Origin of the sequence: Streptococcus oralis (genome assembly GCF_026782085.1) — a bacterium.
In the GTDB taxonomy this organism is placed as follows: Bacteria; Bacillota; Bacilli; order Lactobacillales; family Streptococcaceae; genus Streptococcus; species Streptococcus oralis_DA.
This window is the reverse complement of sequence record NZ_JAKUVW010000004.1, coordinates 295,867-317,061: the sequence shown is the minus strand read 5'-3', so window position 1 is coordinate 317,061 and position 21,195 is coordinate 295,867. Positions and strand designations below refer to the sequence as shown.

The following is a 21,195-nucleotide window of genomic DNA, read 5'->3' as shown; positions in this document are numbered from 1 at the left end:
CTCATGTCTTATCAAGATTTAAAAGAGTGTAAAATCATCACAGCCTTTATTACCCCTTTCCATGAGGATGGTTCCATCAACTTTGATGCCATTCCAGCCTTGATTGAGCATCTGTTGGCCCATCATACTGACGGCATTCTTCTTGCAGGGACGACAGCCGAGAGTCCAACCTTGACCCACGATGAGGAGTTGGAACTCTTTGCGGCTGTACAAAAGATTGTCAATGGACGTGTTCCTTTGATTGCGGGTGTAGGTACCAATGATACACGTGACTCGATCGAATTTGTCAAAGAAGTCGCAGAATTTGGTGGCTTCGCTGCTGGACTTGCTATCGTACCGTACTACAACAAACCTTCTCAAGAAGGGATGTACCAGCACTTTAAAGCTATTGCGGATGCATCAGATTTACCTATTATCATTTATAACATTCCAGGACGTGTGGTTGTCGAATTAACTCCAGAAACCATGCTTCGTTTGGCTGACCATCCAAATATCATTGGTGTCAAAGAATGTACTAGCTTGGCTAATATGGCTTACTTGATTGAGCACAAGCCAGAAGAGTTCTTGATTTATACAGGTGAAGATGGAGATGCCTTCCATGCCATGAACCTTGGTGCAGATGGGGTTATTTCTGTTGCCTCTCATACAAATGGGGACGAAATGCACGAAATGTTCACTGCCATTGCAGAAAGCGACATGAAGAAAGCTGCAGCTATTCAGCGTAAATTCATTCCTAAGGTCAATGCTCTCTTCTCTTATCCAAGTCCTGCTCCTGTTAAGGCAGTTTTGAACTACATGGGATTTGAAGCTGGACCAACTCGATTACCTCTAGTTCCAGCACCAGAAGAAGATGCCAAACGCATTATCAAAGTTGTCGTAGATGGCGACTACGAAGCAACTAAGGCAACTGTAACTGGTGTTTTAAGACCAGATTACTAATAAAGACAATAAAATCCATGACCGAATGAATGATCATGGATTTTTCTTATTTTCCTAAACAGAATTGGCTAAAGAGTTGGGTGATGAGTTCATCAGGAGCTGCATCACCTGTGATTTCTCCGAGAATTTCCCAAGTACGAGTCAAGTCAACTTGAAGCAAATCAACTGGCATCCCCAGTTCCAGACCTTGGTTAACAGCTTGTAGGCTTTCAACGGCCTTTTCAATCAAGGAAATATGACGGGCATTTGACAAGTAAGTAGCATCTTGCTCAACCAAGCCAGCATTTTCAAAGAAGAGGTCGTTAATACGCTCTTCGATTTTATCAATGTTTTGATTTTTAAGAACTGAAATACGGATGATATCTTCTGGTAGTTCCGAAGTTTCAATCGCTTCAGGAAGATCCGTTTTATTAAGTAGAATAATGCGGTTGGTATCTTGGCTGATTTCTAAGAGTTGGCGATCTTGGGCGGTCAGTGGTTCACTGGCATTTAGTACTAGTAGTACCAAGTCAGCTTCCTTGAGGGCTTTTCTAGAACGTTCGACACCGATTTGTTCCACGATATCATCTGTATCCCGGATACCAGCTGTATCAATCAATTTGAGAGGAACCCCGTTAATGTTGACGTATTCTTCGATAACATCTCGAGTAGTACCAGCGATGTCTGTTACGATGGCCTTTTCTTCACGCAACAGGTTGTTGAGGAGGCTGGATTTTCCAACGTTGGGGCGTCCGATGATGGCAGTTGAAATTCCCTCACGGAGGATTTTACCGCGACGGGCTGTTCGAAGGAGATTGGTAAGCAACTGCTCAAACTCCATAGTCTTCTCGCGGACGACAGCAGTAGTGGCTTCCTCAACATCGTCATACTCAGGATAGTCGATATTGACCTCTACTTGGGCCAAGGTATTGAGAATTTCCTGACGAGTATTATTAATGAGTTCAGAAAGAGAACCATCCAATTGTTTGACTGCAATATTCATGGCCTTGTCTGTCTTGGCACGAATGATATCCATCACCGCCTCAGCCTGAGTCAAGTCCACACGACCGTTTAGAAAGGCACGCTTGGTAAATTCACCAGGTTCTGCCAATCGAGCTCCTTCACGGATAGCTAGCTGGAGAATTTCGTTAGTCACCGCAATCCCACCGTGGGTGTTAATCTCGATAATATCTTCACGAGTGAAGGTCTTTGGAGACTTCATAGCCCCAACCATAACCTCGTCCATGACCTTACCAGTTTGAGGATCAACGATGTGACCGTAGTTAAGAGTATGGCTGGCAACCTTGCTTAAGTCTTTGCCTTTAAAAATCTTTTGCGCAATAGCAAAACTATCTGTTCCGCTCAAACGGACAATACCAATGGCTCCTTCACCTAGTGGAGTAGAGATAGCAGCGATGGTATCAAATTCACGTGTAATCATACTAATTCCTTTTGTATTTCTTTTCTTAGGATATGTATCCAAACATCTCTTCAAATTGTAACAAATTTAGGTTATTTCTTCAATGGAAGCTACTTGGAGATTGAAAAAGCCTAAGCAATTCTGCTTAAGCTAGTTTATTTGGTGCGCATTTCCCCTTGTGGGAAGTAAGTTCCTTCTGGCATGTCGTTGATAATGACATGAACGGCTGATTGAGGTGCTCCAGTGTTACGGACAACAGCTTCCGTTACTTCCTTAGCAAGAGCTTTCTTTTGCTCGAGCGTGCGACCTTCAAATAAATCGATGCGTACAAATGGCATAATAGCTTCCTCCACTAGTTTTTGATTTCTTCTATTTTACCACAATTTGTCGTTTAAAGCTTCAGAAAATTATGATATACTAGAATGTAGCAAAAATTTAGAAATGGACGTGAATTAGAAGCATGGCACAGTTGTATTATCGTTATGGGACCATGAACTCTGGTAAGACGATTGAGATTCTCAAGGTGGCCTATAACTATGAGGAGCAAGGAAAGGGAGTTGTGATTATGACTTCTGCTCTAGATACGCGTGACGGTGTTGGCTATGTGTCGAGTCGAATCGGCATGAAACGCCCAGCCATTGCGATTGAGGAAACGACGGATATCTTCGGCTATATCCGAGATTTACCTGAAAAACCTTACTGTGTGTTGGTCGATGAGGCTCAATTTCTCAAGCGTCACCATGTTTACGACCTAGCTCGTGTTGTTGATGAGTTAAACATACCTGTCATGGCTTTTGGTTTGAAGAATGACTTTCGCAATGAATTGTTCGAAGGTTCCAAATATCTCTTGCTTTTAGCAGATAAAATCGATGAGATAAAGACCATCTGTCAGTACTGTAAGAAAAAGGCGACTATGGTGTTGCGTACGCACGATGGTGTGCCAGTCTATGATGGCGAACAAATTCAGATCGGTGGAAATGAAACTTATATCTCAGTCTGCCGTAAACATTATTTTGCACCTGAAATCAATAAGGAGAATGAAGAAAAATGAACATCTATGATCAACTACAAGCTGTAGAAGACCGTTATGAAGAATTAGGAGAATTGCTGAGTGACCCAGATGTCGTCTCAGATACCAAGCGTTTCATGGAGCTTTCGAAAGAAGAGGCTTCTACTCGTGATACGGTAACTGCCTACCGTGAGTACAAACAAGTTCTTCAAAACATCGTTGATGCTGAGGAGATGATTAAGGAATCAGGCGGAGATGCGGACTTGGAAGAAATGGCCAAGCAAGAGCTCAAAGATGCCAAGGCTGAAAAAGAAGAATACGAAGAAAAATTAAAAATCTTGCTTCTTCCAAAAGATCCTAATGATGACAAGAATATCATTCTTGAAATTCGTGGAGCGGCTGGTGGTGACGAAGCGGCACTTTTCGCCGGAGACCTTCTAACTATGTACCAAAAGTATGCTGAAGCCCAAGGCTGGCGCTTTGAAGTCATGGAGGCTTCTATGAATGGTGTCGGTGGTTTCAAAGAAGTGGTTGCTATGGTTTCGGGTCAATCTGTATATTCTAAGCTTAAGTACGAATCAGGTGCCCACCGTGTGCAGCGTGTCCCCGTGACAGAAAGCCAAGGTCGTGTTCATACCTCAACTGCCACAGTTCTTGTTATGCCTGAAGTCGAAGAAGTAGAATACGATATCGATCCAAAAGACCTTCGTGTTGATATCTACCACGCATCTGGTGCTGGTGGACAGAACGTCAATAAGGTTGCGACTGCCGTTCGTATCGTTCACTTGCCAACCAATATCAAGGTTGAAATGCAGGAAGAACGTACCCAGCAGAAGAACCGTGAGAAAGCTATGAAGATTATTCGTGCCCGTGTTGCTGACCACTTTGCTCAGATTGCTCAGGATGAACAAGACGCTGAGCGTAAGTCTACTATTGGTACTGGTGACCGTTCAGAACGTATCCGTACTTACAATTTCCCACAAAACCGTGTCACAGACCACCGTATTGGCTTGACCCTCCAAAAACTAGATACGATTTTGTCTGGTAAATTGGATGAAGTTGTGGATGCCTTGGTGCTTTATGACCAAACACAAAAATTAGAAGAATTAAACAAATAATGAAATTAGCTCAATTATTTTCAGATTTTGAAGAAGAGTTGATAAGACAAGGAGAGGAAGCAGAAAGCCTCTCTTTTGTCTATCGTAGCTTAAAAAATCTCTCTTTTACAGACTTTGTCTTTGCCCTCCAGCAAGAGGTAACAGAGGAAGAAACACAATTTGTAGAAGAAATTTTCCAGCAGTTAGCGTCTCATAAACCAGCTCAGTATATCATTGGTCACGCAGATTTCTTTGGGATGCAGTTAAAAGTAGATGAGCGGGTTTTGATTCCTCGTCCAGAAACAGAAGAGTTGGTGGAGCTTATCCTGGCCGAAAATCCTGAGGAAAATCTTAAGGTCCTAGATATCGGGACTGGAAGTGGCGCCATAGCTCTTGGATTAGCTAAAAACAGACCAGATTGGTCAGTGACAGCAGCAGATATTTCCCAAGACTCCTTAGAGCTTGCATCAGAGAATGCTAGAAATCAAAATCTTAATATATTTTTTAAAAAATCTGATTGTTTTGCAGAAATTTCTGAAAAATATGATATAATTGTATCCAATCCACCCTATATCTCTCGTAAAGATGAGTCAGAGGTTGGTTTGAATGTTTTGCATTCAGAACCTCATCTAGCTCTCTTTGCAGATGAGGATGGCCTAGCTATTTATCGCAGAATTGCGGAAGATGCAAAAGACTATCTCGCAGATGGTGGTAAGATTTACCTTGAAATTGGATACAAGCAAGGTCAAAGTGTTCCTGCGCTTTTTAGGAAACATCTTCCTGAAAAACGGGTACGAACACTCAAGGACCAATTTGGTCAAGATAGGATGGTTGTAGTTGATGATGGACAGGATTAGACAAGAGTTAGAAAAGGGCGGAGCTGTTGTTTTGCCTACAGAGACAGTTTATGGTCTCTTTGCTAAGGCCTTAGACGAAAAAGCTGTCGACCATGTTTACCAACTCAAACGTCGTCCTAGAGAAAAGGCGCTCAATCTTAATGTCGCTTCTCTAGATGACATCTTGCACTTTTCAAAGAATCAGCCAACTTATCTAGAAAAAATTGTAGAGGCCTTTTTACCGGGTCCCTTGACCATTATCCTCGAAGCCAATGACCGAGTTCCCTATTGGGTCAACTCTGGTCTTTCAACGGTGGGATTTCGGATGCCGAGTCACCCCATTACACTTGATTTGATTCGAGAGACAGGTCCTTTGATTGGGCCGTCTGCCAATATTTCAGGTCAGGCAAGTGGAGTGACCTTTGCTCAAATTCTAGAGGATTTTGACCAAGAGGTTCTGGGTTTGGAGGACGACGCTTTTCTAACTGGACAGGATTCGACTATTTTGGATTTGTCTGGAGACAAGGTGAAAATCTTGCGCCAAGGCGCAATTAAACGAGAAGATATTCTTGCTCGGTTGCCAGAGATTTCTTTTGAGGAGGAATGAGATGCTAAGAGATTTGCAAGAAACAGATGTGAATGCTATATGTGAGATTAACCAAGAGGCTTTGGGCTATTCTTTTAGTCCGGAGGACACAGCTAGTCAACTAGCTAGACTATCTCAGGATTCCCATCATTTCCTACTTGGCTATGAGGATGCAGCCAGCCATGTCCTACTTGGATATGTCCATGCTGAAGTTTATGAATCCCTTTATTCCAAAGCAGGATTTAATATCTTAGGCTTAGCGGTTTCACCTCAAGCACAAGGGCGAGGTATCGGTAAATCCTTGTTGCAAGGGTTGGATCAAGAAGCAAAAAGACGGGGTTATGAGTTTATCCGCTTAAATTCTGCCGATCACCGTCTGGGTGCTCATGCATTTTATGAAAAAGTTGGTTATACTTGTGATAAAGTGCAGAAACGGTTTATTCGCATCTTTTAGTTTATTTTCTTTCTTGTAAAAACAAACTAAAGGACCAGTCACACTATAAAGGAGAAGACCTATGATTTTTGACAAAGATGATTATAAAGCCTACGATGCTGATCTATGGAATGCTATTGCCAAAGAAGAAGAACGCCAACAAAACAATATCGAGTTGATTGCTTCGGAAAACGTTGTTTCCAAGGCTGTTATGGCAGCTCAAGGGTCTATCTTGACAAACAAATATGCCGAGGGTTACCCAGGACGCCGTTATTATGGTGGAACTGATGTAGTAGACGTGGTAGAAACTTTAGCTATTGAACGTGCAAAAGAAATTTTCGGTGCTAAATTCGCCAATGTCCAACCTCACTCAGGAAGCCAAGCCAACTGTGCGGCTTACATGGCCTTGATTGAGCCAGGTGATACCGTTATGGGGATGGATTTGGCAGCAGGTGGACACTTGACCCACGGAGCTCCAGTTAGCTTCTCTGGTCAAACCTACAACTTTGTTTCTTATAGTGTGGATCCTGAAACAGAACTCTTGGACTTTGATGCTATCTTGAAACAAGCCCAAGAAGTAAAACCAAAACTAATCGTAGCGGGTGCTTCAGCCTATTCTCAAATTATTGACTTCTCAAAATTCCGTGAAATCGCAGATGCTGTTGGTGCTAAGCTCATGGTCGATATGGCCCATATCGCTGGTTTGGTTGCAGCTGGTCTTCACCCAAGCCCAGTGCCATACGCTCATATCACTACAACAACGACCCACAAAACTCTTCGTGGACCGCGTGGTGGTTTGATTTTGACAAATGATGAGGACCTAGCTAAGAAAATCAACTCAGCTATTTTCCCTGGTATTCAGGGTGGTCCTTTGGAGCATGTTGTGGCGGCTAAGGCGGTTTCCTTCAAAGAAGTTTTGGACCCAGCCTTTAAGGAATATGCTGCTAATGTCATCAAAAACAGCAAGGCTATGGTTGAAGTCTTCTTGCAAGACCCTGATTTCCGTATCATCTCAGGTGGTACTGAAAATCACCTCTTCCTAGTGGATGTGACTAAGGTTGTAGAAAACGGAAAAGTTGCTCAAAACTTGCTGGATGAAGTTAATATTACCCTAAATAAAAACTCAATTCCATACGAAACCTTGTCACCATTCAAAACAAGTGGGATTCGTATCGGAGCAGCAGCCATCACTGCACGTGGATTTGGTGAAGAAGAAAGCCGTAAAGTAGCTGAACTCATCATTAAAACCCTTAAGAATGCAGAAAATGAAGCTGTCTTAGAAGAAGTGAGAAGTGAAGTCAAAGCGTTGACAGATGCCTTCCCACTATACGAGGACTAATACTTTTATGGACATTTATATTAAGAAAGCTATTATCCATCAGTTCAGCCCAGATGATACCGAGCTGTTTCTAGCGGATAAATTTCTCAATATCACTCCAAAAATCGAGGAATACCTACGTAAAAAAATAGAACGCGTGTATTCAGATGAAGCTAAGACTGGGATTTTCGAAGAAGAAAATCCCTTCTTCAATCACATCACAGATGATTTGTTGGAGACATCAGTAACACTGGCTAATCTCTGGAAAGAGGAGTTTAGCATTTCTGAAAATCTCAAGACCAATGACTTGGTTTTTGTTCAGTTTTCTAAAGAAGGCGTTGAACATTTCGCTTTCTTGCGAATTGCTCTACGTGAGACCTTGACTCACCTTGGTGGAGAAGTTGATAACCCAATCAAGCTGACTCAGAATAACCTTCCTGGATTTGGAACGGGAGCCGACGAGGCCTTGGTGGTTAATCTACAGAGTCGCAAGTACCACCTCATCGAAAAACGTATCAAGTACAATGGGACTTTCTTGAATTATTTTTCAGATAATCTCTTAAGCGTTGCACCTAAGATTTCACCAAAGAAATCCATCAAGGAACTGGAAAAAACGGCTCAGAGAATTGCTGAGACTTTTAACACAGATGATTTTCAATTTCAATCCAAGGTCAAATCAGCGATTTTCAACAATCTGGAAGAAAGCAATGAACTGTCACCTGAAAAATTGGCTAATGACCTTTTTGATAACAATCTGACAGCTCGTTTGAGCTTTATTGATCAAGTCAAGGAAGCCGTACCAGAACCAGTCCAGTTTGATGAAATTGATGCCAGTCGCCAATTAAAGAAATTTGAAAACCAAAAACTTTCCTTGTCAAATGGAATTGAGCTCATCGTTCCCAATAACGTCTATCAAGATGCGGAATCGGTCGAGTTTATCCAAAATGACAATGGAACCTATTCTATCTTAATCAAAAATATCGAGGATATTCAAAGTAAATAATGTTTAAATTTATAAGAAGAGTGCTTGTGCTAGCAGTCTTCCTTTTTGCAGGATACAAAGCTTATCATATCCATCAGGATGTTAAACAAGTCATGACCTACCAACCCATGGTGCGAGAAATCTTGAGCGAAAGAGATACTCCAGCCAATGAAGAGTTGGTGCTCGCCATGATTTATACCGAAACGAAGGGTAAAGAGCGAGATGTCATGCAGTCTAGTGAGTCTGCTAGTGGCGCTACCAATACTATCAAAGACGATGCTTCTAGTATTCGCCAAGGGATACAGACACTAACAGATAACCTCTATTTGGCACAGAGCAAAGGAGTAGATGTCTGGACCGCCGTTCAAGCCTATAATTTTGGACCTGCCTATATCGACTTTATTGCTCAGAATGGTAAGGAAAATACTTTGGCCCTAGCCAAACGTTACTCCCGAGAAACGGTCGCTCCAATTCTTGGTAATACTACAGGGAAGACCTACACCTATATTAACCCTATTTCTATCTTTCACGGTGCCGAACTCTATGAAAATGGTGGAAATTATTACTACTCGAGACAGGTTCGCTTTAATCTCTATATTATGAAATTCTTTAATTTCTTCTAAACATCTGGTTTGACCAGGTGTTTTTCACTATAAGCTTTTTTTAAGATTGTTTTATTACCCTAGAAAGGTAAAGGAGGGAATACCCCATGAGAAAGAAATTCTTTCTAACAAGTGCTGCAATATTGTGGGCCGCAACAGCTATGACGAGCGTCCACGCAGCAACTGATGTTCAAAAAGTAATCGATGAAACCTATGTACAACCTGAATATGTTCTAGGTTCTTCTCTATCTGAAGACCAGAAAAATCAAACTCTTAGCAAACTTGGCTATGATGCATCAAAAGACACCAAAGATATCAAAACTATGACACCTGATATCTATTCGAAAATCATGAATGTGGCTAATGATGCTAGCCTACAGCTCTATTCGTCAGCTAAGATTCAAAAGTTAGGTGATAAGTCGCCTCTAGAGGTCAAGATTGAAACGCCTGAAAATATCACCAAGGTGACGCAGGATATGTACCGTAACGCAGCAGTGACGCTGGGAGTGGAGCATGCTAAAATCACAGTTGCAGCCCCCATTCCAGTTACAGGAGAGAGCGCCCTAGCAGGGATTTACTACTCGTTAGAGGCTAATGGTGCTAAAGTACCGCAAGCCAATAAAGACTTGGCTCAAGAAGAACTAAAAGCCTTGTCCGATATCAATGCTGAAAACAAGGATAAGTCAGGCTACGATGCCAATAAGCTCAATGTGGCTTTGGCAGATATTAAGGCAGGAATTGCAAAGGCAAAAGAAGCCAAAGGCAATCTGACAGAAGAAGATGTCCGCAAAATTGTAGAAGACACGCTAAAAAACTACAAACTTGATCAGGTTATAACAGGAAACCAGGTCAACATCATCATCAATTTTGCACTTAACCTCTCGAAGAGTGACATATTGAATAATGCTGATTTCACTAAAACCCTAAAAGACCTCAAGGAAAGCATTGTATCCCAGGCTGGAGATAGCTTTAAAAATATCAACCTCAACTTTGATGCCAATAAAGCGCTAGAAGACGGGGGTAACTTCTTTAGCTCCCTTTGGCAAGCCATTGTCAATTTCTTCAAGAGTTTTGGTGCTTAGGTCATTTCATGATATAATAGATGGTAACAGAAATGTTGCCGTCTTTTTTTGTCGGCCGATAGAAAGTGAAAAATATGCTAAAGAAAAATGATATTGTAGAAGTTGAAATTGTTGATTTGACCCATGAAGGGGCTGGAGTTGCAAAGGTAGATGGTTTGGTTTTCTTTGTAGAAAATGCTCTACCAACTGAGAAAATTCTCATGCGTGTCCTTAAAGTCAATAAAAAGATTGGCTTTGGGAAGGTTGAAGAATACCTTGTTCAGTCACCTCATCGTAACCAAGACCTAGATTTGGCTTATCTACGTTCAGGTATAGCTGACTTGGGGCACCTTGCCTATCCAGAGCAGCTCAAGTTCAAAACAAAGCAAGTCAAAGACAGTCTCTACAAAATTTCTGGTATTAGAGATGTAGAGGTTGCTGAAACGCTTGGTATGGAACATCCTGTCAAGTATCGAAATAAGGCGCAAGTTCCCGTTCGTCGAGTGAATGGTGTCTTGGAAACTGGCTTTTTCCGTAAGAGTTCGCATGATCTCATGCCACTTGAAGATTTCTTTATCCAGGATCCTATCATTGACCAAGTCGTAGTAGCTCTACGAGATTTACTCCGTCGATATGACTTGAAGCCATATGATGAGAAGGAACAGTCTGGTTTGATTCGAAATCTTGTGGTGCGACGTGGGCACTATTCAGGACAAATCATGGTCATTTTGGTAACCACTCGTCCGAAAGTTTTCCGTGTTGACCAATTGATCGAACAACTAATCAAGCAATTTCCAGAGATTGTCTCTGTCGTGCAAAATATCAACGACCAGAATACCAATGCTATTTTCGGTAAGGACTGGCGAACACTTTATGGTCAAGACTACATTACCGACCAAATGTTGGGAAATGACTTCCAAATATCTGGACCAGCCTTCTATCAGGTCAATACAGAAATGGCTGAGAAACTCTATCAAACAGCCATTGACTTTGCAGAGTTAAAAGGAGATGATGTGGTGATTGATGCTTACTCAGGAATTGGAACGATTGGATTGTCTGTTGCGAAACATGTAAAGGAAGTCTACGGTGTTGAAGTGATTCCAGAAGCCGTGGAGAATAGCCAGAAAAATGCTAGTATAAATGGCATCACTAATGCCCACTATGTATGTGATACAGCTGAAAATGCTATGAAGAATTGGCTCAAGGAAGGTATCCAACCAACCGCTATCCTAGTCGACCCACCAAGAAAAGGCCTCACAGAAAGCTTTATCAAGGCAGGTAGTCAAACAGGAGCAGACCGCATTGCCTATATCTCCTGCAATGTTGCAACCATGGCGCGTGATATCAAACTCTACCAAGAGTTGGGCTATGAATTGAAGAAAATCCAGCCGGTGGATCTATTTCCTCAAACGCACCATGTTGAGTGTGTGAGTTTGTTAGTGAAACGCAGTTAAACCTCAAAAGGTTCACCCAAACCTTTTGAGTCCCACAGACGCATCATGTTGAGGCGGTATCACTGCTTGTACGAGCTGAGGCATCAGCGAAGTAGAAGTAGATGCTCCGCCCATGGGATAGGACTCGTAGAATGAGGAGGGAAACCGACGAAATGATACGGTAAGTCCGAACCGCTGATTGTGTAGCTCTGCTCGTCCGATCTGAGACAGTCGAAAAGTAGAAAGGGATGGTATTGGTATCAATCAATGAGTAACAAAGTAACAGCGTGATTCGAAACATTTGCTTGTAATTTGCGGAGGAACATCAATATGGATGGAATAACAAAAGGTTCTATAAAAACGGCTAAACTAATAAAACAATTATGGCCCCAATTGACCGATAAAGAAGCTTTTGATGAAGTAAAAAAATATACGAATGGCAAAAATACTGCAATCTTTACTGAAGTTGAAGGTGATACAATTGTAGGTCTAGCACTATGTTCACTTAGATTTGATTATGTTGAAGGTTGTAAATATAGTCCTGTTGGATTCTTAGAAGGGATTATTGTCGACGAGGAATATCGTTTAAAGAATATTGCTAAAAATCTCTGTACAAAATGTGAGGAATGGGCGAAAAATAAAGGATGTAAGGAATTTGCAAGTGACTGTACTTTAACGAATACGGATTCTATAAGATTTCATCTCAATATTGGATTTCAGGAGGCAAATAGAATTATTCACTTTAAGAAGAAATTATAATTTAGAAACGTGAATAAACTTGTTTAAATTTTATGTCTCTTTAGAAAGTGTGTTAACTTGAAAGAACAAATTTTTTTGATGGGTGGGAATCCCCCAATAAAAAAATATAGCATTGTTGATAAAATTGTATTATCAAGCAAGATTGAAAGAATTGTTATTTTTACAGTTTTTCGAGATAGTTGGCAACCCTATATGAAAAAGTACACGGAAGTTTTCCAAAGTCAATTTCCTAATCTAAACACTGATTACTTACTTTTGGACACTGAGCAGATTGATTTTGATAGCTATTTAGATGCTGATCTAATCATCATCGGTGGAGGAAATACGGAAAAATATATAGCTGCTTATGTCAATCAGGAGTTCAAAAATTATATCGATCATATGCTTAATAAAGGGGCAAAAGTTATAGGGTTTTCTGCAGGAGCCCTATTATTAGGAGAAAAAGTCTATGTCTCACCTAATGATAATTCAGATCATCAGATAAAGATAAAAAATGGATTAGGACTCTTTAGTCAGTTTTTAATTAGTGTCCATTATGATTCCTGGAATGATAAAGCTAATAAGGATAGAGCAGAAGAACTCGTTAGTGTTCCCATAATTCCACTAAATGATCATTCCTGTCTTGTATTGGATAAACTTGGAAATATCATAGAAAAAATTGACTAGTTTTAATCATGCGAATCTGAATCTACGAAACTAAAGTATTGACGAAATGAATAGTGAAAAGCCTTGATTGTAAGGCTTTTTTTGTTTTTTATGATAGAATATAGGTAGTTATAATCGAGAGCAACTAAGAAGCAGTAACAAATATTACATATAAAATAATAAAAATAAGGAAGATAAAATGACAGAAATTGACAAAAAGAATTTAAAAAATTATCTTTATTGTACATTTGGAATTACTTATATAGCTTGGGGGATTCTTGCTATCTTTACGCAATCTCATATTTTTGGATTAGAAACAATTATAGGAAGAACATTACATATAGTAGGTGCACTTGGTCCAGCTATTGCAAGTGGTTTTTATTTGAAAAGGAATAATATAAAATTTAAACATTTCGTATTTAATAAAAGAAAAAATAGTAGTATTTATTTCATTATTCACTTGTTAGCAATTTTGATACTATTTTCTGTATCTTCCTTAGAATTAAATGGAGTATCCATTTATCTGATGCCACTATTCTTTATTCAATTAATTTTTTTTGGTGGTGGACATGAAGAATTAGGATGGAGAGGTATTTTACAACCGTTACTTGATAAAAAATATACTTATTGGCAATCTAATTTGATTGTAGGTTCAATCTGGGGAATTTGGCATCTGCCTTTATGGTTTATAGTCGGAGAAAGTCATCAAGGATTTCCTTTCATTTTATTTTTTATATATACATTATTTTTAAGTTTTGTTTTAGGGCTTCTTTATCGTCAAACGAAATCTGTGGGGTACTGTCTATTATTTCATGCGTTCGCAAATTTGTTAAATCTCTATTTTGTGTTAAAAATTAATCTTATTTTTATTATCATTTTTATTGGTTATTTGATTTATACTATATTGACGAGTAATAGAATTAGTAAGGAAAAGTAATTTTAACTTTAGATTAGTATATTAATTATTGAAAGTAACAATTTGCTAATTAGATGATCTATGTTAGAGAATTATCTATTATAATTTAAAGTGGAGTGATGAATGTCGTTTCTTTTGAAGTGGCGAAAATCTTTCCGTTCCACAGTATCATTCTAAAATGATTTTTACTGCCTTTCGTTTATTAGTATAAAAGAAGAATATTACCACACGTGGAGTGTGTAAATTTATTAGAGAAACGTAGCTAATCCTCAGAATAAAGAAACTAAAACTCCATTATTTAGAAATGAAAACCTAAACTGTTTTTAAGGAGGTACTATATTGATAGAGAGCAGACCTGAGTTTGATAAAATCATATCCTTTGATGAGTTTAATAAATACTATTGGTATCGTGATGAACTTTCACAGATATGCAAATCATTAGGGCTTGAATATAGAGCTACAAAACAAGAGCTCAATGATGTTATTGAGCAGTATTTTAAGGGAAATTTGATTAAAAAATCATCAACAAAAATAAATAAGAAACAAGTAGAAGCCTTTACCTTAGATACGCCCTTACTTGTTTGTGGATTCTCCTTTAATTCACACTTTAGAGAATATTTCTCAACTTTAACAGAGGTTTCGCCCTTTAAATTTACTGCTGATATGGCGACTGCTTGGAGAAAAGTAAAAAGTGAAAATGATTTGAGTTTTACAATCCAAGATATGCTAAAAGTCTATTATGGAAATTCAGATTATGCCAAGTATGATCATTCGGTTTGTCAATGGAATCAATTTTTAAAGGATTTCTGTTCAGACGAAAATAGTGGCAACTACTCGAATAAACTAAAAGTAGCTTCTATTCTTTGGAAAGAAGTTAGAAATTCAAAAAATGAAAAAATTTATTCAAAAAATCTTTTGACTAAATATGCTGATAAAATAAAAGACTATTGTAAGTAGAATCGCAATCTCACTTGGTGGCAGAGGCAACTTATGGTATTCCTTATTGGATAAAGGATAAAGCTTATTCTGATTTGGATGAATCCTTAAAGGATGTAATTAGGTGATGGGAAAATAGAATAAAATTATATTAATCTCCAGTACGTCAAAGTTCTCTTTTCTGAGGTTTCATTATATAATAGCATTATATGTGATGACTGATGTAGTTACACTAACATTTCTATTTAAAAATTAAGGAGAAAATCAATGAAAAAAGCAATGTTAATTATCAACCCTACCTCTGGTGGGGAAAAGGCTTTGGATTATAAGGTCAAGCTGGAGAATAAAGCCAAAGATTATTTTGAGCATGTGGAAACAAAAATTACCGAAAAAGCCTTAGACGCAACACACTTTGCTGAGGAAGCGTCTCGTGAGCAGTATGATGCAGTGGTATGTTTTGGTGGAGATGGGACTGTCAATGAAGTTATTTCAGGTATTGCTGAGAGAGAATACGTTCCTAAGTTGGGTATTATCCCAGGCGGTACGGGTAACCTCATTACGAAATTGTTGGAAATCAATCAAGACATCGATGGCGCGATTGATGAACTCGATTTTAATTTAACTAATAAGATTGATATCGGTAAAGCAAATGACAACTATTTTGGTTATATCTTTAGTATCGGTTCTCTGCCTGAGGCGATTCACAATGTTGAAATTGAAGATAAGACAAAATTTGGTATCCTTGCCTATGCTGTAAATACCATGAAGTCTGTCATGACGGATCAGGTCTTTAACATTAAGGTTGAGACAGAAAATGGAAATTATGTTGGTGAAGCTAGTCATGTTTTGGTTCTCTTGACAAATTACTTTGCTGATAAGAAAATCTTTGAAGAAGACAAAGATGGCTATGCCAATATTTTGATTCTAAAAGATGCCTCTATATTCTCTAAATTATCCGTCATTCCTGATTTACTAAAAGGAGATGTTGTCGGCAATGATAATATTGAGTATATTAGAGCGCGTAATATTAAGATCTCTTCAGATAGTGAATTGGAGTCAGATGTTGACGGCGATAAATCGGATAACCTACCTGTAGAAATCAAAGTCCTAGCTCAGCGGGTAGAAGTATTTTCAAAACCGAAAGAGTAGAAGGTAGAAGTTAGTTTGTCTTTCACTGTTAAAACTGGTTTCATATCAAAGATTGGAGGAGGAATGAATTCTCTGTTTGATGAATTTCGCATAATTTGTTCTCATTTAAACCAAGTCGGAATCACACCGACGCTCATGGGGTCTTTGGGTTTTGAATACCGTTCAAATGAAGAATGGCAGCCGTCTGACATTGATATTCATGTTCCTGGTGACCCTAGAGGTTGGGAAGCACCTGATCATCTCAGAATTTATGACTGGGACAAGATAATGAAAGTGATGAAAGGTTTAGGCTACGTTTTAATAGATATTCATGAGCATGAATTCCAAAAGGATGGTGTGAGCGTTGAATTCGGAAGTATCGATTCTTTACCTGATTTTGCAGGAGTTTCGGAATCAGATATAGAGCTGATTCATCTCGAGGACATCACGTTTCGTGTTCCAAGTTTAGAACAGTATTTAAGTATTTACAAGGCTTCTTCCCAAGATTCCTATCGAAATAACCACAATAACAATAAGGATTTTAAAAAGATAGAATGGTTAGAAAGACAGTTGTAAATCATCAATCTGAAAGTAGTAGGTATTAAGACTTACTGCTTTTTTATATCCTCAAAAACAATCCACTCGAAACTACGGATTAGTCTTGAAAATAAAATTTTAAAGTAGTATACTAGAATCACAATTATGAAAACGTTTGCGCAGCAAGATGAATAAAAGTAAACTAGGAGACAGAACAATGGAATTAACTGCCATTTACCATAGACCAGAGTCGGAGTATGCTTATCTTTATAAGGATAAGATAATGCACATTCGTATCCGGACTAAGAAAGATGATATTGAAAGCATCCATTTGCATTATGGAGATACTTTTATCTTTTTAGAGGACCATTATGAAGCAAGCAAGGCGATGGTCAAAGTAACTTCTGATGCCTTATTTGATTACTGGCAAGCGGAAGTTTCAGTTGACTATGCGCGACTCCAGTATCTCTTTGAACTTAAAGATAAACAAGGTCAGAGTATTTTGTATGGCGATAAGGGATGTGTTGAAAACACGCTAGAAAACCTTCATTATGAAGGAAATGGCTTTAAAATTCCGTACATCCATGAGATTGATGCTTGTCATGTTCCTGACTGGGTAGCAAAGACGGTATGGTACCAGATTTTCCCAGAACGCTTTGCTAATGGGAACCCTGAGATTTCACCTGAAGGTGCGCTAGTTTGGGATTCCTCTATCAAGCCAAAGACGAGCGATTTCTTTGGTGGTGATTTACAAGGTATTATTGACCATCTGGATTACCTGCAAGACTTAGGGATTACAGGACTTTATCTCTGTCCTATCTTTGAATCTCCAAGCAATCACAAGTACAATACGACGGATTATTTCGAAATTGACCGTCATTTTGGAGACAAGGCAATCTTCCGTCAACTGGTGAAGGAAGCCCATCGGAGAGGTATGAAAATCATGCTGGACGCTGTTTTCAACCATATCGGGGACAAATCACCACAGTGGCAGGATGTCCTTAAAAACGGTGAAGATTCCGTTTACAAAGATTGGTTCCATGTTCAAGAATTCCCCGTGACAAAGGATAAGCTGGGGAACCCAAGAAAGCTCCCTTATCATACCTTTGCCTTTGCCAGCTATATGCCCAAGCTCAATACGGCCAATTCTCAAGTGAGGAACTATTTGTTAAAGGTTGCGACCTACTGGATTGAAGAGTTTGATATTGATGCTTGGCGCTTGGATGTGGCCAATGAAGTGGACCACCAATTTTGGCGAGATTTCCGGAAGGCTGTCTTGGCTAAAAAGCCTGACCTTTATATTCTTGGAGAGGTCTGGCACACTTCCCAGCCTTGGCTAAATGGCGATGAATTTCACGCAGTCATGAACTATCCTCTCTCCGACAGCATCAAGGATTATTTCTTGCGAGGGACTAAGAAGACACCTCAATTCATCAATGAAATCAATAGCCAATCAATGTACTATAGACAACAGATTTCGGAAGTGATGTTTAATCTTCTAGATTCTCACGATACGGAACGCATTTTGGCTACTGCCAAGGGAGATGCCCAACTGGTTAAGTCTGCCCTAGCTTGCCTCTTTCTACAAAGAGGGACACCGTGTTTCTACTATGGAACTGAGTTGGAGTTAGATGGAGGACCAGATCCGGATTGTCGTCGTGTCATGCCTTGGGAACGTGTTTCCGATAGCAATGAGATGTTGAATTTTATGAAGAAGTTGATTCAGCTTCGTAAGGAGGTTTCAGGCATTATCCAACATGGCACCTATAGCCTAAAAGAAATTAAGCCGGACGTGCTAGCTCTTGAATGGGATTATGATGGACAAAAGGTCCAAGCTATTTTTAACCAATCAAGTGAAAACTATCTTGTAGACCGTGATTCTGTAGTGCTAGCCAGTCATTGCCAAGAATTGGGACTGCAACTGGCGATTTTGCCTAAAGGTTTTATCATCCGATAAAAATCGTACTCAAAAAGACTGTTATGAATAGGTGATTCGTGCAGTCTTTTTTTGACTTATGTAGTATAATAAAGCTAAGTCACGGATTATCGGATGAGGGATTAGTGAAGAGTGTTTAAAGAAAAATAGAGACTTTTGCTTTAGAAAGGAAATTTCATGAAACGAACGAGAAAAGTAGTAGCCTTGGGACTGTGTTTGCCCTTATTTCTTGGATTGGCTGCTTGTCAGCAAAATAATACGAGCACTGAAGCTGCAAACCAGACACAGACCAGCTCAGATAAAGTTCCTTGGACGGCTTCATATTCCAATCTAAACGGTCAAGTCAGTACCGAAGAGGTCAAATCTCTCTTATCAGCTCACTTGGACCCAAATAGTGTTGAGGCATTTTTCAATCTTGTCACAGACTATAATGCGACTGTCGGCTCCACTGGCTTAAGTGGAAATTTTGCCTCCTTTACGAAGACAGAATACGATGTAGAGAAAATTAGTAATCTATGGAATCAAAAAAAGGGTGACTTTGTCGGAACCAACTGCCGCATCAATAGCTATGCGCTCTTGAAAAATTCGGTCACAATTCCAAAGCTTGAAAAGAATGATCAGCTACTTTTTGTGGATAACGATGCTATCGATAAGGGAAAAGTATTTGATGCGAAAGATAAGGAAGAGTTTGATATTCTATTTTCTAGGGTAGCGACGGAAGCAACGATGGATGTAAAAGTTCATGCGCAGAAGATGGAGAAATTCTTCTCCCAGTTTCAATTCAATGACAAAGCTCGAATGTTGTCTGTTGTGTTGCATGATAATTTGGATGGAGAGTATCTTTTTGTTGGGCACGTAGGTGTTTTAGTGCCAGCTGAGGAGGGTTTCTTATTTGTAGAGAAACTGACTTTTGAAGAGCCTTATCAAGCAATTAAGTTTGAGAGCAAGGAAGATTGTTACAAGTATTTAGCTACAAAGTATGCGGATTATACAGGTGATGGACTGGCCAAACCTTTCATTATGGATAATGAAAAGTGGGTTGAAGGATATTAAGCTAGGCAAGGGAGAAGTAGTATGGAGACAGTAGTAGCACTTTTAGTTGTCATTCTTATCGGATTCTGGGCTGTAAACATTCTCAAGCCTCGTAAGGCAAATCAAAAAGAAAGATTTTTAGGCTATATGCAGCGCTATGATATAGAAGGTGAGGGTTATCAGTCAGAAGTCTGGGAAGTGACGGAAGATGAGAATGAGAAATAAGGAGGAGAGTCCAAAAACAGTAGATATCTTGCCTTTTTCAAGAAAGGGGACTAACTAATTGGAGGAAACATTATGGGAATAATTGCTAATTATCAATATCTATCTGATAATGAATTAAGCCAAATAAAGCGGTATTCTTGTCAAGAAGAGGATTTGCTTGACTTGGTAGAGGATTATCCTGAGGGAAATGATACGTTGATAGATATTGACAAAATGTGGGATGCCTTACTCTTTGTTATGACAGGTTTTAGTAGTTCAGAATTTATGGATGACGACCCCTTGAGAGAAGCTGTCTTGGGAGTGACCCCTTTAGAAAATGTGTCAGAATATATAGCCTATACTGAACACTCAAAGATAGCTGAGATTGTTCAAGCTTTAGAGAATTTTGACATGGATAGGGCTCTGGCAGACTTTAGCATGGAAGCATGCAAGAAGGCAGATTTATACCCCGATATTTGGGATTATCTTGAAGAAGAGGAAGAAATCAAGGATGATATTCGAACCTGTTTTGTAAAAATGAAGGACTTTTATAAGAAAATCTTAACTCTCAAAGGAAATGTCCTAGTGACTATTTGTTAAGTACTTTTCCAACTGTTAGTCAGGTGCGTGATGAATGTACATCTAGAAAGTCGAACACCTGATGACTTGTCTGGTGAAGAAAATATTCCACAGTATAGTTGGACGAAATAGATAGAAATTGGTTATAGAATTTGTAAGCATAATAAATTTTAAACGTTAAGATGGAGGATTGAAGAGATGGGAAAAATTGAATGGGAAAATGCCAAGACACGTTTAGATGCCTTACTTGTCATTGATGAGTATCGAACAGATCCAAATGAGACCTGGCTTCGATTGATCGTTAAGACTGAGGGAAGCTATGGGGTCCGTTACCTTATCGACAACGGTTCTGGCGATTCTCTAGATGTGATCTTTACTGATAAAATGATCCTTATAAAGGGCTTTGATCATGAAAGTAGTTTGAGTCAATTTGCTGCGGATGAGTGGAATCAAGATATCATAGACGGATTTTATAGAGGACTGGATGAAAAGTATCAAAACCTATACTCAGAAGAGCAAAAAGATGAAACAACCTTCTTTATCTGGTATGACGGTCAAGAACATCAAAATACCTATCAAGATCAGGACGGTGGCGAATGGTTATTATCCTATTTCTTTGACAGTTTTGAGAAATTTCATGAGTTTGTGACGGATTACTATTCAATTACCGTAGATGAGGACTTACTTAGAAAACTTTACAATCAAGGACAGCTTTCAGAAGTAGAATTGGAGCAGTTGATTCATACTTCCTAGCTGGAAATATTTATGAAATCTGATGAAAAGAATTGATTTTCAATATCAAGTTATACTTTAAGAATTATTGAAGTA

25 protein-coding genes are annotated in these 21,195 nt (G+C 39.2%); 22 read left to right on the top strand and 3 right to left on the bottom strand.

Translation table 11 applies throughout. The features are described from left to right. The first annotated feature begins 3 nt into the window (after positions 1 to 3). Positions 4 to 939 (top strand): 4-hydroxy-tetrahydrodipicolinate synthase, encoded by a 936-nt coding sequence (gene dapA / locus MK395_RS03655; protein WP_000121606.1) that lies wholly within the window; start codon positions 4 to 6, stop codon positions 937 to 939. A 46-nt stretch (positions 940 to 985) separates the two neighbouring features. On the opposite strand, the gene mnmE is transcribed toward dapA, so the two are convergent. Both mnmE and MK395_RS03645 read right to left on the bottom strand, forming a co-directional pair. Next, the gene (gene mnmE, locus MK395_RS03650) at positions 986 to 2,359 is read right to left on the bottom strand and encodes a tRNA uridine-5-carboxymethylaminomethyl(34) synthesis GTPase MnmE (protein WP_217970710.1); all 1,374 of its coding nucleotides are present in this window, start codon (positions 2,357 to 2,359) and stop codon (positions 986 to 988) included. Between the two features lie 134 nt (positions 2,360 to 2,493). Continuing rightward, complete coding sequence (locus MK395_RS03645) at positions 2,494 to 2,676, bottom strand: 4-oxalocrotonate tautomerase (RefSeq protein WP_001117401.1); 183 nt, start codon at positions 2,674 to 2,676, stop codon at positions 2,494 to 2,496. 122 nt (positions 2,677 to 2,798) lie between these two features. On the opposite strand from MK395_RS03645, the gene MK395_RS03640 reads away from it, so the two are divergent. The 10 genes from MK395_RS03640 to rlmD all read left to right on the top strand — a co-directional run bounded on the left by MK395_RS03640 (position 2,799) and on the right by rlmD (position 11,716). Further along, a complete protein-coding gene (locus tag MK395_RS03640; RefSeq protein ID WP_217970711.1) occupies positions 2,799 to 3,389 on the top strand; it encodes a thymidine kinase in 591 nt (196 codons plus the stop codon). Continuing rightward, entirely contained in the window at positions 3,386 to 4,465 is a 1,080-nt protein-coding gene (gene prfA / locus MK395_RS03635; protein WP_001028815.1) for a peptide chain release factor 1, read from the top strand. Before MK395_RS03640 ends, prfA begins: the two co-directional genes overlap by 4 nt. Beyond that, positions 4,465 to 5,301 (top strand): peptide chain release factor N(5)-glutamine methyltransferase, encoded by an 837-nt coding sequence (gene prmC / locus MK395_RS03630; protein WP_217970712.1) that lies wholly within the window; start codon positions 4,465 to 4,467, stop codon positions 5,299 to 5,301. The genes prfA and prmC overlap by 1 nt, the downstream gene beginning before the upstream one ends. Then, on the top strand, positions 5,285 to 5,887 hold the full coding sequence (locus MK395_RS03625; RefSeq protein ID WP_268711296.1) for an L-threonylcarbamoyladenylate synthase: 603 nt from the start codon (positions 5,285 to 5,287) through the stop codon (positions 5,885 to 5,887). Before prmC ends, MK395_RS03625 begins: the two co-directional genes overlap by 17 nt. A 1-nt stretch (position 5,888) precedes the next feature. After that, positions 5,889 to 6,320: a GNAT family N-acetyltransferase gene (locus MK395_RS03620; protein WP_217970714.1), complete on the top strand. Its 432-nt coding sequence runs from the start codon at positions 5,889 to 5,891 to the stop codon at positions 6,318 to 6,320. Between the two features lie 61 nt (positions 6,321 to 6,381). Then, positions 6,382 to 7,638, top strand: a complete 1,257-nt coding sequence (gene glyA / locus MK395_RS03615) for a serine hydroxymethyltransferase (RefSeq protein ID WP_268711295.1) — start codon at positions 6,382 to 6,384, stop codon at positions 7,636 to 7,638. Between the two features lie 7 nt (positions 7,639 to 7,645). Beyond that, positions 7,646 to 8,620, top strand: coding sequence for a nucleoid-associated protein (locus tag MK395_RS03610; protein ID WP_223326581.1), 975 nt, complete (start codon positions 7,646 to 7,648; stop codon positions 8,618 to 8,620). Then, a complete protein-coding gene (locus MK395_RS03605; RefSeq protein ID WP_002893258.1) occupies positions 8,620 to 9,222 on the top strand; it encodes a lysozyme family protein in 603 nt (200 codons plus the stop codon). Before MK395_RS03610 ends, MK395_RS03605 begins: the two co-directional genes overlap by 1 nt. 86 nt (positions 9,223 to 9,308) lie before the next feature. Next, positions 9,309 to 10,283 (top strand): DUF1002 domain-containing protein, encoded by a 975-nt coding sequence (locus MK395_RS03600; RefSeq protein WP_268711294.1) that lies wholly within the window; start codon positions 9,309 to 9,311, stop codon positions 10,281 to 10,283. Between the two features lie 74 nt (positions 10,284 to 10,357). Next, the gene (gene rlmD, locus MK395_RS03595; RefSeq protein ID WP_268711293.1) at positions 10,358 to 11,716 is read left to right on the top strand and encodes a 23S rRNA (uracil(1939)-C(5))-methyltransferase RlmD; all 1,359 of its coding nucleotides are present in this window, start codon (positions 10,358 to 10,360) and stop codon (positions 11,714 to 11,716) included. Between the two features lie 43 nt (positions 11,717 to 11,759). Here the strand turns inward: rlmD and MK395_RS03590 are convergent, their stop codons facing one another. After that, the gene (locus tag MK395_RS03590; protein ID WP_158085980.1) at positions 11,760 to 11,996 is read right to left on the bottom strand and encodes a hypothetical protein; all 237 of its coding nucleotides are present in this window, start codon (positions 11,994 to 11,996) and stop codon (positions 11,760 to 11,762) included. 29 nt (positions 11,997 to 12,025) lie between these two features. Here MK395_RS03590 and aac(6') point away from each other — a divergent pair, with 29 nt between their 5' ends. From aac(6') to MK395_RS03535, 11 genes are all read left to right on the top strand, one after another. Further along, positions 12,026 to 12,454: an aminoglycoside 6'-N-acetyltransferase gene (gene aac(6'), locus MK395_RS03585; protein WP_042902296.1), complete on the top strand. Its 429-nt coding sequence runs from the start codon at positions 12,026 to 12,028 to the stop codon at positions 12,452 to 12,454. 57 nt (positions 12,455 to 12,511) lie between these two features. Continuing rightward, the gene (locus tag MK395_RS03580) at positions 12,512 to 13,120 is read left to right on the top strand and encodes a Type 1 glutamine amidotransferase-like domain-containing protein (RefSeq protein ID WP_268711292.1); all 609 of its coding nucleotides are present in this window, start codon (positions 12,512 to 12,514) and stop codon (positions 13,118 to 13,120) included. Between the two features lie 178 nt (positions 13,121 to 13,298). Continuing rightward, the gene (locus MK395_RS03575; RefSeq protein WP_268711291.1) at positions 13,299 to 14,036 is read left to right on the top strand and encodes a CPBP family intramembrane glutamic endopeptidase; all 738 of its coding nucleotides are present in this window, start codon (positions 13,299 to 13,301) and stop codon (positions 14,034 to 14,036) included. Positions 14,037 to 14,354: 318 nt separating this feature from the next. Continuing rightward, on the top strand, positions 14,355 to 14,972 hold the full coding sequence (locus tag MK395_RS03570; RefSeq protein ID WP_268711290.1) for an SAP domain-containing protein: 618 nt from the start codon (positions 14,355 to 14,357) through the stop codon (positions 14,970 to 14,972). 246 nt (positions 14,973 to 15,218) lie between these two features. Further along, positions 15,219 to 16,100 (top strand): diacylglycerol/lipid kinase family protein, encoded by an 882-nt coding sequence (locus MK395_RS03565; RefSeq protein ID WP_268711289.1) that lies wholly within the window; start codon positions 15,219 to 15,221, stop codon positions 16,098 to 16,100. 63 nt (positions 16,101 to 16,163) lie between these two features. Further along, positions 16,164 to 16,655: a phosphoribosylanthranilate isomerase gene (locus MK395_RS03560; RefSeq protein ID WP_268711288.1), complete on the top strand. Its 492-nt coding sequence runs from the start codon at positions 16,164 to 16,166 to the stop codon at positions 16,653 to 16,655. 178 nt (positions 16,656 to 16,833) lie between these two features. Beyond that, positions 16,834 to 18,573 carry a glycoside hydrolase family 13 protein gene (locus MK395_RS03555; RefSeq protein ID WP_268711287.1) on the top strand — a complete coding sequence of 580 codons (1,740 nt, stop codon included), beginning with the start codon at positions 16,834 to 16,836 and terminating at the stop codon, positions 18,571 to 18,573. A gap of 156 nt (positions 18,574 to 18,729) precedes the next feature. Beyond that, a complete protein-coding gene (locus tag MK395_RS03550; RefSeq protein ID WP_049478262.1) occupies positions 18,730 to 19,605 on the top strand; it encodes a DUF4300 family protein in 876 nt (291 codons plus the stop codon). Between the two features lie 21 nt (positions 19,606 to 19,626). Beyond that, complete coding sequence (locus tag MK395_RS03545; protein ID WP_000451082.1) at positions 19,627 to 19,809, top strand: hypothetical protein; 183 nt, start codon at positions 19,627 to 19,629, stop codon at positions 19,807 to 19,809. A gap of 72 nt (positions 19,810 to 19,881) precedes the next feature. Then, on the top strand, positions 19,882 to 20,388 hold the full coding sequence (locus tag MK395_RS03540; RefSeq protein ID WP_268711286.1) for a YfbM family protein: 507 nt from the start codon (positions 19,882 to 19,884) through the stop codon (positions 20,386 to 20,388). Positions 20,389 to 20,565: 177 nt separating this feature from the next. Beyond that, a complete protein-coding gene (locus MK395_RS03535) occupies positions 20,566 to 21,120 on the top strand; it encodes a hypothetical protein (protein ID WP_268711285.1) in 555 nt (184 codons plus the stop codon). The last annotated feature ends 75 nt before the right edge of the window (positions 21,121 to 21,195 follow it).

Bases quoted from the DNA above. Each gene is read 5' to 3' on its own strand.
- MK395_RS03560 (WP_268711288.1), top strand. From the start codon at position 16,164: ATGAATTCTCTGTTTGATGAATTTCGCATAATTTGTTCTCATTTAAAC.
- MK395_RS03590 (WP_158085980.1), bottom strand. From the start codon at position 11,996: ATGTTTCGAATCACGCTGTTACTTTGTTACTCATTGATTGATACCAAT.
- MK395_RS03535 (WP_268711285.1), top strand. From the start codon at position 20,566: ATGGGAAAAATTGAATGGGAAAATGCCAAGACACGTTTAGATGCCTTA.
- MK395_RS03625 (WP_268711296.1), top strand. From the start codon at position 5,285: ATGATGGACAGGATTAGACAAGAGTTAGAAAAGGGCGGAGCTGTTGTT.
- MK395_RS03555 (WP_268711287.1), top strand. From the start codon at position 16,834: ATGGAATTAACTGCCATTTACCATAGACCAGAGTCGGAGTATGCTTAT.
- rlmD (WP_268711293.1), top strand. From the start codon at position 10,358: ATGCTAAAGAAAAATGATATTGTAGAAGTTGAAATTGTTGATTTGACC.
- MK395_RS03620 (WP_217970714.1), top strand. From the start codon at position 5,889: ATGCTAAGAGATTTGCAAGAAACAGATGTGAATGCTATATGTGAGATT.
- glyA (WP_268711295.1), top strand. From the start codon at position 6,382: ATGATTTTTGACAAAGATGATTATAAAGCCTACGATGCTGATCTATGG.
- prfA (WP_001028815.1), top strand. From the start codon at position 3,386: ATGAACATCTATGATCAACTACAAGCTGTAGAAGACCGTTATGAAGAA.
- MK395_RS03565 (WP_268711289.1), top strand. From the start codon at position 15,219: ATGAAAAAAGCAATGTTAATTATCAACCCTACCTCTGGTGGGGAAAAG.
- dapA (WP_000121606.1), top strand. From the start codon at position 4: ATGTCTTATCAAGATTTAAAAGAGTGTAAAATCATCACAGCCTTTATT.
- mnmE (WP_217970710.1), bottom strand. From the start codon at position 2,359: ATGATTACACGTGAATTTGATACCATCGCTGCTATCTCTACTCCACTA.
- MK395_RS03545 (WP_000451082.1), top strand. From the start codon at position 19,627: ATGGAGACAGTAGTAGCACTTTTAGTTGTCATTCTTATCGGATTCTGG.
- MK395_RS03610 (WP_223326581.1), top strand. From the start codon at position 7,646: ATGGACATTTATATTAAGAAAGCTATTATCCATCAGTTCAGCCCAGAT.
- MK395_RS03605 (WP_002893258.1), top strand. From the start codon at position 8,620: ATGTTTAAATTTATAAGAAGAGTGCTTGTGCTAGCAGTCTTCCTTTTT.
- MK395_RS03640 (WP_217970711.1), top strand. From the start codon at position 2,799: ATGGCACAGTTGTATTATCGTTATGGGACCATGAACTCTGGTAAGACG.
- MK395_RS03645 (WP_001117401.1), bottom strand. From the start codon at position 2,676: ATGCCATTTGTACGCATCGATTTATTTGAAGGTCGCACGCTCGAGCAA.
- MK395_RS03575 (WP_268711291.1), top strand. From the start codon at position 13,299: ATGACAGAAATTGACAAAAAGAATTTAAAAAATTATCTTTATTGTACA.
- prmC (WP_217970712.1), top strand. From the start codon at position 4,465: ATGAAATTAGCTCAATTATTTTCAGATTTTGAAGAAGAGTTGATAAGA.
- MK395_RS03600 (WP_268711294.1), top strand. From the start codon at position 9,309: ATGAGAAAGAAATTCTTTCTAACAAGTGCTGCAATATTGTGGGCCGCA.
- MK395_RS03540 (WP_268711286.1), top strand. From the start codon at position 19,882: ATGGGAATAATTGCTAATTATCAATATCTATCTGATAATGAATTAAGC.
- MK395_RS03550 (WP_049478262.1), top strand. From the start codon at position 18,730: ATGAAACGAACGAGAAAAGTAGTAGCCTTGGGACTGTGTTTGCCCTTA.